The organism is Gemmatimonadota bacterium, assembly GCA_026706845.1.
Lineage (GTDB): Bacteria > Latescibacterota > UBA2968 > UBA2968 > UBA2968 > VXRD01.
In genome coordinates this window covers 1-15,774 of sequence record JAPOXY010000240.1, presented here as the reverse complement: position 1 = coordinate 15,774, position 15,774 = coordinate 1, and the positions used below count along the sequence as shown (strand labels likewise).

17 protein-coding genes are annotated in these 15,774 nt (G+C 50.9%); 14 read left to right on the top strand and 3 right to left on the bottom strand.

Annotated features, from left to right (window positions below; all coding sequences use genetic code 11):
* Positions 1–7: 7 nt before the first annotated feature.
* From OXG87_21145 to OXG87_21135, 3 genes are read left to right on the top strand one after another with little or no spacing between them, the layout of a single operon-like run.
* On the top strand, positions 8–721 hold the full coding sequence (locus OXG87_21145) for a M50 family metallopeptidase (GenBank protein MCY3872062.1): 714 nt from the start codon (positions 8–10) through the stop codon (positions 719–721).
* A gap of 20 nt (positions 722–741) precedes the next feature.
* Positions 742–1,467, top strand: a complete 726-nt coding sequence (locus OXG87_21140; GenBank protein ID MCY3872061.1) for a creatininase family protein — start codon at positions 742–744, stop codon at positions 1,465–1,467.
* Complete coding sequence (locus OXG87_21135; protein ID MCY3872060.1) at positions 1,467–2,609, top strand: MFS transporter; 1,143 nt, start codon at positions 1,467–1,469, stop codon at positions 2,607–2,609. Before OXG87_21140 ends, OXG87_21135 begins: the two co-directional genes overlap by 1 nt.
* 99 nt (positions 2,610–2,708) lie before the next feature.
* On the opposite strand, the gene OXG87_21130 is transcribed toward OXG87_21135, so the two are convergent.
* Both OXG87_21130 and OXG87_21125 read right to left on the bottom strand, forming a co-directional pair.
* On the bottom strand, positions 2,709–3,470 hold the full coding sequence (locus OXG87_21130; protein MCY3872059.1) for a phytanoyl-CoA dioxygenase family protein: 762 nt from the start codon (positions 3,468–3,470) through the stop codon (positions 2,709–2,711).
* Positions 3,471–3,477: 7 nt separating this feature from the next.
* A complete protein-coding gene (locus OXG87_21125) occupies positions 3,478–4,479 on the bottom strand; it encodes an NADP-dependent oxidoreductase (GenBank protein ID MCY3872058.1) in 1,002 nt (333 codons plus the stop codon).
* 227 nt (positions 4,480–4,706) lie between these two features.
* Between OXG87_21125 and OXG87_21120 the strand changes: the two genes are divergently transcribed.
* From OXG87_21120 to OXG87_21105, 4 genes are all read left to right on the top strand, one after another.
* Entirely contained in the window at positions 4,707–5,453 is a 747-nt protein-coding gene (locus OXG87_21120; GenBank protein MCY3872057.1) for an energy transducer TonB, read from the top strand.
* A 113-nt stretch (positions 5,454–5,566) separates the two neighbouring features.
* On the top strand, positions 5,567–6,538 hold the full coding sequence (locus OXG87_21115; GenBank protein ID MCY3872056.1) for an SMP-30/gluconolactonase/LRE family protein: 972 nt from the start codon (positions 5,567–5,569) through the stop codon (positions 6,536–6,538).
* A gap of 28 nt (positions 6,539–6,566) precedes the next feature.
* Positions 6,567–6,782 carry a DUF3311 domain-containing protein gene (locus OXG87_21110; protein MCY3872055.1) on the top strand — a complete coding sequence of 72 codons (216 nt, stop codon included), beginning with the start codon at positions 6,567–6,569 and terminating at the stop codon, positions 6,780–6,782.
* A complete protein-coding gene (locus tag OXG87_21105; GenBank protein ID MCY3872054.1) occupies positions 6,779–8,224 on the top strand; it encodes a sodium:solute symporter family protein in 1,446 nt (481 codons plus the stop codon). Before OXG87_21110 ends, OXG87_21105 begins: the two co-directional genes overlap by 4 nt.
* 63 nt (positions 8,225–8,287) lie before the next feature.
* Here the strand turns inward: OXG87_21105 and OXG87_21100 are convergent, their stop codons facing one another.
* The gene (locus OXG87_21100) at positions 8,288–9,511 is read right to left on the bottom strand and encodes a hypothetical protein (GenBank protein ID MCY3872053.1); all 1,224 of its coding nucleotides are present in this window, start codon (positions 9,509–9,511) and stop codon (positions 8,288–8,290) included.
* 178 nt (positions 9,512–9,689) lie between these two features.
* Here OXG87_21100 and OXG87_21095 point away from each other — a divergent pair, with 178 nt between their 5' ends.
* The 7 genes from OXG87_21095 to OXG87_21065 all read left to right on the top strand — a co-directional run.
* Complete coding sequence (locus tag OXG87_21095; GenBank protein MCY3872052.1) at positions 9,690–10,484, top strand: hypothetical protein; 795 nt, start codon at positions 9,690–9,692, stop codon at positions 10,482–10,484.
* Positions 10,406–11,353 (top strand): metallophosphoesterase, encoded by a 948-nt coding sequence (locus OXG87_21090; protein ID MCY3872051.1) that lies wholly within the window; start codon positions 10,406–10,408, stop codon positions 11,351–11,353. Before OXG87_21095 ends, OXG87_21090 begins: the two co-directional genes overlap by 79 nt.
* 20 nt (positions 11,354–11,373) lie before the next feature.
* Positions 11,374–12,114, top strand: a complete 741-nt coding sequence (locus OXG87_21085; GenBank protein ID MCY3872050.1) for an isochorismatase family protein — start codon at positions 11,374–11,376, stop codon at positions 12,112–12,114.
* A gap of 8 nt (positions 12,115–12,122) precedes the next feature.
* Positions 12,123–13,559, top strand: a complete 1,437-nt coding sequence (locus OXG87_21080) for a sulfatase-like hydrolase/transferase (protein MCY3872049.1) — start codon at positions 12,123–12,125, stop codon at positions 13,557–13,559.
* 7 nt (positions 13,560–13,566) lie between these two features.
* Positions 13,567–14,295: a sulfite exporter TauE/SafE family protein gene (locus OXG87_21075; protein ID MCY3872048.1), complete on the top strand. Its 729-nt coding sequence runs from the start codon at positions 13,567–13,569 to the stop codon at positions 14,293–14,295.
* Positions 14,296–14,312: 17 nt separating this feature from the next.
* Positions 14,313–15,299, top strand: a complete 987-nt coding sequence (locus OXG87_21070) for a Gfo/Idh/MocA family oxidoreductase (GenBank protein ID MCY3872047.1) — start codon at positions 14,313–14,315, stop codon at positions 15,297–15,299.
* A gap of 4 nt (positions 15,300–15,303) precedes the next feature.
* A partial coding sequence (locus OXG87_21065) for an aldo/keto reductase (GenBank protein MCY3872046.1) occupies positions 15,304–15,774 on the top strand: 471 nt, incomplete at its 3' end.

The following is a 15,774-nucleotide window of genomic DNA, read 5'->3' as shown; positions in this document are numbered from 1 at the left end:
ATTGGGAATGATCATAATAAGAACATTCTGGCTGCATCTGCTATTGGCAGTTATCGCGCTGGCATTGTGGGATACGCCCGTGATAAAACCCTTTCGCGTATTTGTGGTGTGGATACACGAAATGGGCCATGCGAGTATGGCAATTGCAACAGGTGGTGAAGTAGAAGAACTGCGCGTGCGGTGGAATGAGTCGGGGCATGTGATCAGCCGAGGGGGAATATTTCCACTCATCAGTTCAGCGGGATATGTGGGATCGTCCATTCTCGGTGCATTGCTGATTTACACGGGCCGATGGCTGGGCACGCAAAGAATATTGCTCGGATTGATCGGTGTTTTGCAAATTGGAATGGCTGTACTGTACACGCCATTTGGGACACTCGATTTCTGGTTTGGCGCGACCTGCGGTCTCGTACTGATTCTTGTAACGATTCGATTTGGTCGCTTATCCCATCTCCTGGCAACATGGACGGGTATTGTCCTGTGTTTGTACAGTTTGTACGATTTTCGCACGGATTTGTGGATGCAGACAGAACACACCGATGCTGGAATATTGGCACGGTATTTCGGCATAGAGATATTGGCATATCCGATTGCATTTGTTTGGGCAGCCATTTCGATTTATGTCATGTACAGGGCGATGCGGGGATTAATCCGCCACAAGATACAAAATGGCGATGCGGCATCGTCTGACCAGACCGCGGAGTATTATTCACAAGATTAATTAACACAAGGAGAAACGCGATGAGCGAGCAAATTCTGCTGGCGAAATTGACGCGACGCGAATTTCGGGAAGCACTGGAGCGCGGAGAATTTCAAACCGCGATTATTCCGGTGGGAAGCAACGAGCAGCATTTAGAGCACCTGGCAATGGAGCACGACACCGCTTCGTCAACCCATGTCGCGGTGGAGGCTGCCAAACGATTGTACCCCCAGGTAATTGTCAATGTACCGATGGCCGTGGGCATCTCCGAACACCACATGGTACACAAAGGAACCGTGACAGCCAAACCCGGGTCGTGGCTGGCCGTGTTATTCGACGCAGTCGAAAGCCTGGTGCGCCATGGCGTAAAAAATGTCATTGTGCTAAATGGTCACGGCGGCAATGTAGCTCCCTTGCGGGGCATATTTGGTCAATGGCGATTGTTTTTCAAGATCGACCGCCCCGACGTAAATCTGCAATGGACTTCTTACTGGGATCTCATGTCAAAAGATGTGGCCGAACAAAATTTAAAAACAAAACGCTATCCGGGACACGCACAGGAATTTGAAACGGCATTTGCGCTGGCACTGTGGCCCGAAAACGTGCGCCACGATGCAATGCAGGATCAAGTAGATAAGGAACCTCTGGAAGCCACCGCAGAAGCCGGTGCAGCGCTCGTGGAAGATGCAATAACACAGGTAGCGGCATTTACGCAGGCATTTATCGACGGCGAGCATCGCGGAGAAAATGTCGAACATCATCCATAATGCAATCGTCACACGCTGTTGTATTCATTGCACTGGCCACGGCATTTTCTCTATTGGGCGACCAGATGCTGTACTCAGTGCTGCCAACACATTATGCTAAAATTGGACTGATACCTTATCAGGTTGGCATCATTCTCTCGGTAAATCGCTGGGTGCGCCTGATAACAAACACCCTGGCTGAAAAATTGTGCCAGCGCTATAATCTGACGGCTTTGATGACAGGCTCCCTGATTCTCGGAGCCGTATTGACGGCCGTTTACGGCGTTGTCACCTCTTTTTCCATCTTGCTTATCGCGCGCATGCTCTGGGGATTATCCTGGTCATTTATACGTCAGATTGGCTTGATGACCGTGGTAGATACCACGCCGCCAGCAATGATCGGCCAGAGAATGGGATTTTACAACGGCGTATCGCGCCTTGGGTCGTTGGCGGGCAATTTTTTAGGCGGGCTGGCTCACGACATCATTGGATTTACACTCACACTCTTTTTATTCGCCATCATCTCATTGATAGGAACACCCCTGGGATGGTTGGGCCGGCGCGCCGTTTTACATGAAAACAGAGATAAAGAAAGTGTTGAGGACTCGGGCTGGGTCCCCAAATTGTTGATTTGCGGATTTGTGATCGGGTGCGTTGGGCCGGGCATTTTAATGTCCACCCTGGGAGTAGTCCTCGTCGAAACCGTGGGCACATCTCTGAACCTGTTGGGTATGGTCATCGGCGTAGCCACATTAAACGGCCTGTTGCTATCTTCACGATGGATTGCCGACGCGCTCGGTGGTCCTTTTCTGGGCCATATCAGCGATCGGCTGGGACGGCGGTGGAGTGCAACCATTTATTTTGGCATCGGGATGTTAGCTCTGTTCTCGGCATCAATCACATCCAATACGGGATTGTTGATCTTGTGCGTGGTGATGTTTTTTTTGTGCGGTGTTGGTGCAACAGTAGTCATGCACGCCGAGGCGGGAATGCGCGGTTCGCGTTCAGTTGCCGGATACGTAACAGCATCTGACTTCGGCTCCGCAACAGGCCCTATGCTCGGATGGATGACACAGCAGGTACATTTACCATCGGACTGGATTTTTCTCATTGGCGGTGGAATATATGCCATCGGCGCGCTGATAACTGTATCCCAAAAATAAGAGCGGCACCAAACCTGTGCGCCGCTCCCAGACAACCTCTCATCCGCATCCATCTGCGGATACCTTTCGCCTTTCATCCTGATCATCCTCTCATCCTGACTATCCTGATCCAAGCCCCCATAACCGCTTCCGATCATCGGACCAATCCTCCCACCCCTCAATCACGTACTTCAGCGCCTCCACATCTCGCTTGCGTCCCCCGCTCGGGAAATAATTCCACGCCATCGCACGCCTTGGACCCGCTGCCGTCTTCACACCCGTCGCATGCCAGCAACTCGGCGTCCACACCAGCGTCCATCTCGGATCCAGAATCACTTCTACCTCGCGGGGATGCGAGGCAAATAACAACTCGGGCATCTCATCGTGCTGCCCGGTCGCAAGTTCGATTTGTCGCAATTCTTCAATAACTTCCTCGCGGAGTCTAACATGTGTACCGGGCAATACGCGCAACGGCGCATTGGATGGATCGTGCCTGTCCAATGCCGTACGCATCGACACCTGCCGTACATCTGGTCCCCCATCCGCGTGCCAGTGGACCTGCTGCAGCAAACGCCCATCTGCCGAAACAATCTTCGACGCATCGCCCAACCCACACGCGCCCACATGCACATCTTCACACCCCAAAATGCGCTGTGCCATACCCACAAATTCCGGGCGCTCCACCGCCTGCAACAACGGCTCGCCCACCATAAAAAACTGGCAAGCCCCCCGGTTAAAACCCTCTGTCCACTCAGCCTTTGACCACTCCGGTTCAACCGCTCGCTGGCGTCGGTCAATCTCAAACATAGCATCATCGTCCAGCGGATTTGGAACGAAAAAAAATCCATTGCGATGAAAATGTTCGACCTGATAATCTGTCATACCCACCTCAGTCCGCCACCTTTACGACGCGCTTCCCGGTATTGCCACCCCGCATCATATCGATAAATGCCTCGGGGGCATTCTCCAACCCCTCCCAGATATCTTCCCGATATTTAATCCGCCCTTCATTGACCCAAATAGCCATCTGGTTGAGTGCTTCGGCATGCTGATCTTCAAAGTCAAAAACCAGAAAACCGCGCATCGTCAATCTTTGTGAAATAAAGTACCACATCATCCGCGGACCCTGTTCTGGAGCGGTCAAATTGTATTGCGATATTTGTCCGCAAACAGAAATGCGACCACGCACATTCATCAGGGGAAAAACCGCATCGGAAACCGCGCCACCCACATTGTCGAAGAATACATCAATACCATCGGGACACAGGCGTTGCAATTCGGCACTATAATCATCGACCTCCTTGTAATTGAAAGCGGCGTCAAAACCCAACTCGTCAACCACATGGGCGATCTTTTCATCCGACCCCGCCACACCCACAACGCGGCAGCCCACGATTTTGGCTATCTGTCCCACAATTGATCCCACAGCACCTGCAGCACCCGTCACCAGCACGGTCTCACCTTCTTTGGGCTGCCCAACTTCCAGCAATCCAAAATACGCCGTAAGCCCAGGCATGCCCAACACCCCCAAAGCCGTTGATACAGGTGCAAGGTCTGGATTGACCTTGCGCAAATTTGATCCCTTAGACACGCCATAAGCCTGCCACCCAATTTGTGCCTGGACAATATCGCCAACCTCAAAATTGGGATCATTCGACGCGATCACCTCCCCCACCGTGCCGCCCACCATCACATCGCCAATTTGCACATTTGCCGCATACGATGCCCGATCATTCATCCGCCCGCGCATATAGGGATCAACCGACATAAACAGCGTTCTCGACAACACTTCGCCTTCTCCAGGATCTGGAATAGGCGTTTCAACGAGCTTAAAATCTCCCGGCACGGGAAAACCTTCAGGACGTGCAGCAAGCGTAATCTGACGATTCATTTCTTCCTCCAATAGCAGTTTGTAATGACCCAAATATCCCCTGTATATTACAATCCATCGCCCCAAAACACAACTGGTTTGATATGGATTCGTCTGGACAAATGCCACAGACTCATATAAATTGTTGCCCCATGCCCCCTATCTACATCAGTGGAATTGGAACTTTCTCTTAAGTTAAAAATCTAAAGTACGCCTGCATACAGCACAGTTCATTAAACGGGAATCGCATGAACCTCGTCCAGATCAGATTTGGGAACACGCTAAGCGGTCAAATTTATCAGGCGCGCCAGGCGCAGCGCGAATTTCAAAAAAGACTATCTGCCCAGCCCTGCGACGTCCAGATAGAAACGCGCGCAAAAAAACCCGATGCGGACTTAAAATTGCCCTACTGGCCGAACATGATGCGCGCGAGCCTGTTGAATCTCATAATCTTCATCGCCGTTGCTTTGCTCTACCCCGAATACCATCCCACCGTACACCTGACACAATCCGTCCCCAAAATTCTCAGAGTTGATATCCCCGAAACCAGCCAACAAAAGCGTCCGCCACCGCCACCGCGCCCTCAAGTGCCCCTGGCAGTTGAAGGCGACGAGGTCCCTGAGGATGTGACAATTGAATCAACCGAGCTGGACCTCGACAAAATATTTATCCCCAATTTAGCAAGCACAGCGGGAACAGACTTGGACGAACCGCTCGACTATATGGAGATCGACTACAAACCCCATCCAAGCCGAATTGTCACGCCTGAATATCCCCCCGAAGCGCGAAAAAAACGCATTGAAGGCAAAGTCACGGTCAAAGTACTGGTTGACAAGGTAGGCAATGTAGAAGACGTCCAGTTTATTCACGGCCCAGAAATGTTCAGGAAAGCGGCATTAGACGCAGCGTGGCAATTTCGATTTCGCCCCGGCAAACACCAGGGAGAACGCCGCAAAGTCTGGATGATTATGCCCATAGAATTTTCGCTGGATTAGATCCCCCCTTCCATCCCTTCTTCTACCCAATCGCAGTACAGTCCTTCGCCACACGCCCAGAACGCGATATTTGTTTTGTACGCACAGGCATCAAACACCTCTAAGGAGAAAAAATGTCCGATTGGAAAACCCGTCCGTGGGACGGCAGTCCTGTTCCCTATCCCGATCCCGCCATTGAAATTCTGGACACGCGCTTTGAAAAATACGCCATTGGCAACGCCGCTGTCGAACGGCTCTGTACTGGCCTGCGCTGGGGCGAAGGCCCGGTTTGGTTTGGAGACGCGCGTTGTGTACTCTTCAGCGACATACCCAATAATCGCATCATGCGCTGGGACGAAAGCGACGGTAACCTCAGCGTCTATCGCCAACCTTCCAGTTATTGCAATGGCCATACCCGCGACCAGGCAGGCCGCCTGATTACCTGTGAACACGGTACGCGGCGCGTCACCCGCACCGAATACGACGGGACCATCACTGTGCTCATCGACAGCTTTGAGGGCAAACCGCTCAATGCGCCCAATGACGTCACCGCGCATTCCGATGGCAGTATATGGTTCACCGATCCAGGGTACGGCATCATGCTCGACTACGAAGGACACATTGCCGACTACGAACTGCCAACCAACGTCTATCGCCTCGACCCCACCACCGGAAAAGCCACAGTTGTTGCCGACGATTTTGTACGCCCCAATGGACTGTGTTTCTCACCCGACGAAAAAATTCTCTATATCGCCGATACCGGCTCCTCTCATGGACTGGGTGGACCTGCGCATATCCGCGCTTTTGATGTCGAAAATAACCGCCTCAAAAACAGTCGCATATTTGCCGACATGGCGCCCGGATTCGCCGATGGCATTCGCTGCGACATTGACGGCAACCTGTGGAGCAGTTCGGGCTGGGGCAATCCCGAAGATAACGGCGTCAAAATTTTCGCGCCCAATGGCGACCTCATTGGCAAAATTCACCTGCCCGAAGTGTGTTCCAACCTCTGCTTTGGCGGACAAAAGAAAAACCGCCTCTTCATGACCGGCGGCATGTGCTTGTACTCAGTGTACGTCGAAACAAAAGGCGCGCAGAGGCCGTAATCTCGAGCAAAACAAAAAGGATAACATTATGTCACAACAAACAAAAATCTGGCCCCTGAGTGTTTTGCTCGTCCTGCTGATTTTATTTTTTAATATCTGGATGTGGGACAACGACACACTAATCCTGGGATTGCCGATCAATTTGCTTTACCACATCGGCCTGTGCGTCCTGACCACACTCTCTATGCTCGCGATTGTACGCCTGGCGTGGCCTCATCATTTAGATGTGGAGGATCGGGAATGATTATTGCGGTTGTCGCAATTTATCTGGGGCTGGTTATAGTGGTCGGCACCCTGGGACATCGGCTGTTTCGCAATACCGCCGAAGATTACTTTGTCGCAAGCCGAACCATTGGCCCTGTAGTCCTGCTGATGACACTGCTGGGCACCAATCTAACGGCATTTACAATGCTCGGAGCATCCGGAGAAGCCTATCGCCTGGGGATTATCGTTTTCGGTCTTATGGGCGCAAGTTCGTCCATTCTGATTCCATTTCTCTTTTATTATCTCGGCACAAAAAGCTGGTGGTTGGGCAAACGGTTTTCTTATGTCACCCAAATCCAGATGATCCGGGATCGCTATACCTCGCCGGCATTGGGAACGCTCTTATTTGTCGTCGTGGTGTTGTTGATGCTGCCCTACATTCTGATAGGGGTCAAAGGCGGGGGCGATGCGCTCGCGGCAATCACGCGCGGTGGGTGGCCGAGTTGGGCAGGCAGCTTGCTCGTATGTGGGGTGACATTTCTGTACGTAACCTATGGTGGGATGCGAAGTACAGCCTGGGCGAATACCTTTCAAACAACGGTATTTATTCTCGTGGGCATCATCGCCTATCTCGTCATTATGGATCACTACGGCGGGATCGGTAAAGCTATGACAACGCTGCGCGATACGTACCCCGAATTTGTGATTTTTGGCAGCGGCTCTTATACCGTATTCAAAATACTCTCCTATCTCATGCTACCCATCAGTGTTGCGGCATTTCCCCATATTTACGGCCATTGGCTCTCCGCTCGAACCGCGCGGTCATTTCAAACGCCTATAGTATTCTACCCCCTGTGTATCGCCGCCGTATGGGTGCCCAGCGTCACCCTGGGAATGGTCGGTCGCATTGATTTTACGGCACCGTTGAATGGTCCCATTCTGATTGAATTAATTCTGGCACATACGGGCGGTGTGCTGGCAGGATGTCTGGCGGCAGGTGTTTTTGCGGCAATTATGTCTTCGCTCGACTCCCAAACCCTTGCCCTGGGCGCGATGTTTACCGAAGATATTGTGCGATTTTACGGTTTTGACAATCAATTGTCCGAAAAACAGCAGGTCTTGTTCGGACGTCTATTTGTTGCCGCATTCCTCGTCCTGGCCTTTGTCGCGTCGCTGTTTACAACGCGGTCAATTTTTGAACTCGGTGCCTGGTCACTCACGGGCTTCGCAGGATTGGTACCCGTATTCGTCGGCGCACTGTACTGGAAGCGCAGCACAAAGCAGGGTGCAACCGCGGCAATCCTGAGTGTAATTGGTCTATGGTTATTTTTTTATGCAGATTCCCTTAACGCAGAAGGCGCGTACAGCATTGGTGGAACCGGCTTAATCCCCGCCGGTATTATCGTCCCTGTTTCCGCGCTCATCCTCATCCTCGTATCTTTCGCCACCACACCACCTCGCGATGCAGATCGATTCTTTTAAAATTGCATAATACAGCCCGCAACACAACAGGACATTTCTTTACAGAGATGTCCTGTTTATTCCTTACTCAACAAATGGACCTTCCTCTTCGAGCCGTTTGTGAACGCGTTCAAAGTCGGGAGACTCGCCTCTGACGAGGCGTTCGCAATGGATACCCCGCAATGCGCCTTCTTCAAAGCCAGTAAGATTTGTAACATTGGGTTCTCCGCGGGTATAATACTTGCGTCCATAAGGCAGGTGGAGCACACCAATAACATCGAGTTTGGGAATATGTGCGCGTTGGGCGGCCTGCTTGAGTTTTTCCTCATCGACCTCAACACCAAGCCCTGCCCCCTCCGGCACGCGACAGAAACCCTCTGTTGGTAGCAGTTGCGACGTGGTAATATCGTCTTCGTATTGATCGTCCAGGGTGATAATATGCGCGGTTGCCGTGGGCAAGACCGCCGCCTGATGCAACGTAAAAGCCTTCATCAGAGTATTGCCCGATTGCTGGAGGAGCGTCTGAATATTGGCCTGACCATAAGCAAATCCCTTTCGCATAGTATCGCCAATGCGCCCGCCAATCATATAAATATCAGCAGCGCCGTGTAAGACCTCCTGCATGCCGCCGAGTTGAGGATTGTGCATAATAAGCGGCAGTTGCGTTTTTTGTCTCAATGTGCGCCAGCCATCAATATCGGCCCAGGGCAGCGGATCTTCAATAAAACCGACCACTGGATAATTGCGTTCAAGTTCGGCAACAATGGGAAGTACAACACCCATTGTGCGGTTGTGATTGAAATCCCAGTGGAGCTTAAAGCTCTCTGGCGCGACCTCGGCAGCGGCGCGCGTTTGTTCAATAACATCATAGCGTGCGTCGGAGTGCATTTTGAAAATGCGATACCCCTGATCGACAGCGCGCTGGATTTCTTCGGCAAACACTTCAGGAGAACAAGGCCGCGTCCACGCCGCCGCAGGCACCGCATCTCTCACCTTTTGCCCCAGGAGCTTATAGGCAGGCACTTCGAGGTACTTGCCCATGACATCGTAGAGCGCCATGCCAAGAGCCATATGAAAATTATTGTGCAAAAAGTCAAAGGGATTGCGCCCAATTAACGGCTCGATTTCCTCAGAAGCAATCGCAGAGCGGTCTTCGTAATCGCCATAGCCAATCAGCCCGTTATCCGTATGGATTTTGACCACCACATGCTGATCGATATCGTACATACGCGTGCGTCCGTGGTGGTTGTCATAGCGTTTTGCCAAAGGCATCGCAATGGGAATAACTTCAATATCGGTGATTTTCATCTTTAGCCTCCTATATGTGGGAATTGATAGTACATAATGAATGCAAGAAAATTTACTGTCAAGTACTTACATGCCGCCCTATCTTGATCGCTTGAATCTCTTTGGGGGATGATGTATGTTAGAGAGGCAAGAGAACAGGGGTGGACGAACCACTAACCACTAACCACTGGAGCAAACAATGCACCTGATTGCCAAAACAGCAGATGATTTTCGCCAGCTTTGGAATGGCGAGCGAAATTTTCTTATCCATTCTGCGTTGTTCAAATTTGAAATGCCGCTCATCCCCACCGAAGAAGTCATAGATATTTTGCGGTGCGATTCCGAGGCGCGCATTCAATTTTTAGATGACAGCTTGAGCGATGCAGAGCAAAATAATCTGGTCGAAAAGTTTAAGGCTGCGCCCATAGAAAAAGCCGTCGAAATGCCGATTAGTCTGGCGCATTTTCATCTGCAAAATTTTTATGGCGCAGGACAATTTCTCGAACACTTTCAAGAATGTGTAATGATTCCCTGGCGCACATTCCTCTCTCAACTCGGATTTACGTGGCAAAGATGTTATCCCATTATATTTATCTCTGGAAAAGGGTGCAGCTCGACCTATCACGCAGATTCCTCGCATGTACTCGCGTGGCAAGTTTATGGGGAAAAACACTTTCACGGGTTTTTGGAACCGGAAAAACGCGAGCCTGTTCGGAAACTCGTGGAAGATCGAACGGGTGTTACGCGCATTGACATCCCCCAAATAGATCCGGTAGATATTTTGACCTATGACATGCAACCCGGGGATTTGCTGTGGAATCAGTTATTGACGCCCCACTGGGTTGATGCGGGCGAAGATGAAGTCGCCATGAGCTTTAATATTTCTCATGGTGGCGTCGCCTATCGCGGTGAATTTTGTCCAAACGAACAGGTATTGCGCCAATACTGGGAAAAAAATCCCAAAAGCGCGTGGCTGGTCGATGTGAGGTATTGAGCGCGATTTCTTTTGTGATTTTTATAGCTATTTCAACTGGATACCCCATGCGCGTTTTTGCCATTTCTGATTTGCACATCGATTACAAGGAAAACCATCGGTGGGTGCAGCGGCTTTCCAATTGCGATTTTACCGATGATGTGGTGATTGTGGCCGGAGATGTAACTGACCGCGCCGACCCGATGCGCGATACCCTGTGCGGACTGAAGCAAAAATTTGCACGCGTTTTTTTTGTACCGGGCAATCACGATTTGTGGGTGAGGCCCAATGAGCGATGTGACTCGTTGGAGAAATTCCACGCGCTTATGGCTTTGTGCAACGTGTTGGACATAGAAACCTCGTGGGCGCAATTGCCTGGTGTACAAATTGTACCGCTTTTGTCGTGGTATGAAAAGCCCGAAGAAAGTACCGACAGTTTGTACGTGCCCCAGGAAGGAGAAGACGCAGCCTTGCACATGTGGGCGGACAACCGTCTGATTCGCTGGACCGAGGGTGAGCGACCCATTGCGCGCTATATGCTCGCCCAAAATACCGCGCATGTTCAGGGCGATGGGCCAGTCATTACCTTTAGCCACTTTTTGCCCAGACGGGAGTTGATCTTTGGCAGGTCCCATTCCGCTCCCCGCCCGCGCCCATTGACGAGCGCGTCGAATTTCAATTTCAGTCGGGTGGCTGGCACAAGGGCCTTGGATCGCCTATTGCGAAAACTCGGTTCATCGATTCACATATACGGCCATCAGCATCGCAATCGGTGTCGAGAAATCGAGGGTGTGACGTATATTTCTCATTGTCTGGGCTATCAGCGCGAAAGACAATTGGGGGTGGTATGCGGGATGGACGAGGGACCTCGGTTGGTGTGGGAAACCTGATCTTTGATATGGAGGGCACCATGAATCTAACCGTGCAGCATCAGACCTTATTGTGGGACGACAGTGAACATACGGTTTGGGAAACAATAACAGAACGGGTCTATTGGCCTCCCGAGCAAACAGTCCTGTTATTATGCGATGTGTGGAACAATCACTGGTGTCGCGGTGCGGTCGAGCGATTGGAGGCAATGATCCCCCGCATGAACGCCGTTGTGCAAAGCGCGCGAAAGCAAGGTGTGACCATTATTCACGCACCCTCGGGAACGCTCGACGTTTATGCCAATACGCCTGCGCGGAGACGGGTATTGGATGTCCCACCCGTTGAACCGCCTGAAAATTTGGATCTCGCTGATCCCCCACTGCCAATTGACGATTCAGATGGTGGGTCAGACACGGGTGAAGACCCTAAGAAAATCAACACGCAGGTCTGGACGCGACAACACGCGGGGATCGATATTGACCAGGAACGAGATATTATTTCCGATCAGGGACAAGAAATTTACAGCTATATGCAGCACCGGGAAATCGACAAAATGCTCATCATGGGTGTGCATACCAACATGTGTGTGTTGCATCGCACATTTGCAATCAAACAAATGACGCGCTGGGGCATTCAGGTCGCGCTAATTCGAGATTTGACCGACGCGATGTACAACCCCGCAAAGCCGCCTTATGTGAGCCATGAAGCGGGCACGCAATTGGTAATCTCGTTTATTGAAAAATTCTGGTGTCCAACAATTTTAAGCAATGATTTGCTATGAGGTATGCGATGATCAAACGGCCCAATATTGTATTTATAACAACAGACCATTTGCGATATGATACGCTGGGATGTACGGGAGACCGCGTCATACAAACGCCTGCGATTGACGCCTTATCTGAAAGGAGCATGCGATTTTCAAAATGCTTTGTGCAAAATCCCGTGTGTTCACCATCGCGTGCGACATTCATGACCGGACGTTATCCCAAAAATCACGGCGTAAAATGGAATGGGTCAAAGCTCAACGAAAATGAAATTACAATGGTAGAAGCATTCAGAAATCAGGGCTATACAACGGCCAGCGTGGGCAAACACGGCATTGGGCAGCAGCGTTTTCAACAAATACTCGACCACATGGACGCCGTGGGAATACGGCGGGGATGGAAAGAGCGCGCAGATGGAAATTATACAGTCACCGATCCCAATCCATTTGAGCAATATGTTCGCGACCGGGGATACGAATATAAAACGGGATACGCCCTGCCCAATTTTCGCAAAAACCTCGGCGCCGTGCCATCCGACCTCCCCGAAGATTGCCACATCGATGCCTATGTGGGGATGAAAAGCATTGAATACCTCGAAGGCCTGGATACGAACAATCCTTTTTTCTTATGGGTGGGATTCTACGGACCTCATCACCCTTATGTTCCCTCTGGGCGCTTTGCAAACCTGTACAATCCCAATGCGATGCCGCCCTTTCGACATGCAGAAGACGACATTGCAAAAAAGCCGCCCGAATACGGTTTGTATTTTAAAGCAGAACACCACAAATACCGCGGATTTGACCAGGCTTCCGACGAGACGTTCCGCAAGATGAAAGCGGCGTATTACGGCATGGTATCGCAAATTGACCATCAAGTGGGACTAATCCTTGAAACACTTGAAAAGAAACGCATAGCGGATGAGACCATCGTGATCTTTCTATCGGACCACGGTGAATTTTTAGGCGATCACGGTATCCCGGCCAAAGCACCATTTCTCCTCGACTGCATGTTACATATACCGTGTTTTATTGCTGTGCCCGGTCGTGCTGGCGGCGACTGCGACGCCCTGACCGAAACTGTGGATCTATTTCCCACAATCGCGCAGCTATCGGGTTTTGACGCGCCCGAATGCGTGCAGGGCATGGATTTATCGCCGCTGATGAATGGCGAACAATCGGAAATACGAGACAAAATTTTTGCCGAAGCAGTCGATAAACGCTGCATCCGCACGCGGGAATGGAAATATATTCACTATCCGGCAAAAAATTACGGCGAGTTGTACAATCTAATCGACGATCCCTTTGAATTGGACAACTTATACGATACACAGGCAGAAAAAAAAGAAGAGATGACGCGGGCTTTTTACGCCCACATGGATACAACCGAAGATTTCATCCATCCTAAATACGATCGTTTTACCGCCAAACAGGGCGAGCCTGTGACGCATTATATGACCTGGTGATAAGTGCATGGAGATAGCGGATTGGTTTTTGATTGGGGCGGCGTGTATAACATCGATGATCGCGGCTGTGGGGGGCGTTGGCGGCGGCGTTGTACTCATTGCGATTATGCCGGGTTTCCTCCCCACTGCGGCGATTATCCCGGTTCACGGACTGGTGCAAATTGCCAGCAATTTGAGCCGCGCGTTCATTGGCCTCAAGCATACCGAATGGCGTCTTGTTGGGCAATACGCAATCGGAACAGTGATTGGCGCCGTGTTGGGTTCTCGTTTTATTGCCGACATTGAATGGGAAACCATGCCCCTCTTTTTGGGTATTTTTATTTTACTCATTACGTGGATGCCCAAATTTTCCCGCGCGCCTGATTTACCCGCAAAATTCACACTTCTGGGTGCTTTTCAAACGGCATTATCCCTTTTTTTCGGTGTAAGTGGTCCGCTCAATATGCCTTTTCTCTTGCGAGAAAACCTGCCCCGAGATCGCACGGTAATCACGCATTCGGTTCAGATGGCATCGAGCCATGCGATGAAAATTTTGACATTTGGGTTTTTGGGATTTGTCTTTGCACCCTATTGGAAATTGGTCATTGGCATGATCGCCTCGGCATCGCTTGGATCTTACCTGGGAACCCTGATTCGCGGGCGCATGCCCGAGCGCCATTTTCGCGTGCTTTTGAGATGGTTGATAACCCTCCTCGCCGTGCGCATGATTTTATACGTTCTATATTCCGCCTCATAATCAAAAGAGGATAAACAATGAGTAATATTTTTCGCTGGGGCATTATCGGTCCCGGCAGTATTGCACACAAGTTCGCCACGGGATTGCGCGCACTCGACGATGCACAAATCGTAGCTGTGGGATCGCGCAGTCAGAAACGCGCCGACGCCTTTGCCGATGCGTATGATGTACCCAATCGCCACGCCTCTTATGAAGCACTCGCCGAAGATCCAGAAGTCGATGCGGTTTATGTGGCAACACCCCACCCCTTCCACAAAGAGAACAGTATCTTATGCCTGCAAGCGGGCAAGCCCGTATTGTGCGAAAAACCATTTACTATCAACCAACACGAAGCCATAGAAGTTATCGAAGTCGCCCGCAGCGAAGGCGTGTTTTTGATGGAAGCTATGTGGACCCGATTTTTGCCCATCACCCAACAGGTAAAGGCGTGGGTCACAGACGGCGCGATTGGCGAAGTGCGGATGTTATACGCCGATTTTGGATTTCGCGCCCGTATCAATCCCAAAGGACGCTTATTCGATCTCGCACTCGGCGGCGGTGGCCTGCTCGATATCGGCATATACCCCATCTCTTATGCGTTCATGATCTTCGACACACAACCCGCCACCATTTCGAGCCAGGCGCATATTGGCGAAACAGGAGTAGATGAACAGGCGGCTATAGTATTTGGCTACGACAAAGGACAACTCGCATTAATCTCGTGTGGCGTGCGAATCAAGACCCCGCACGAGGCAAAAATTCTCGGCACGGATGGCATGATCACAGTACCGAAGTTTTGGGACGGACGCACTGCAATCCTATCTACAGGCGACAAAGAAGAAGAGGTGACTCTGGAATGCGCTGGCAATGGATACGAGTGTGAAGCTGCCGAAGTAGCCCGCTGCGTAAGAGAAGGCAAGCTGGAAAGTGATCTCATGTCACACGACGATACGCTTGCCAATATGCAGACCCTGGACGCGATTCGCGAACAATGGGGATTGAAATATCCGATGGAAAGGACATAGTATTATGCCAATGGAATACGGCACAATTGAAGGAATGAACAAAAAAATTTCGCGCATTTTGCAAGGTACAATGATGCTACGCGAAGACGATCTGCAAGGATCATTTGACCTGTTAGACGGCGTATGGGCACTCGGCGTCAACGGCTTTGACGGAGCATATATTTACGGCGGCGGGCAGTGTGAGCGTGTTCTGGGCCAATGGCTCGACGAGCGCGGCCTGTTCGATGAAGCCGTCATCTTGACAAAGGGGGCGCACCACACTGGAAAAAAAAATAAAGTCACCCCGCCTGATATTACGGCAGACCTGACCACGTCATTGGAACGTTGCCGAACGAATTTTATCGACATCTACGTATTGCACCGCGACGATCCCAATATCGAAGTTGGTCCCATAGTAGAGATACTAAACGAACACAAAGCAGCGGGTAGAATCGGACTATTTGGCGGATCAAACTGGACCGTACCGCGCATACAA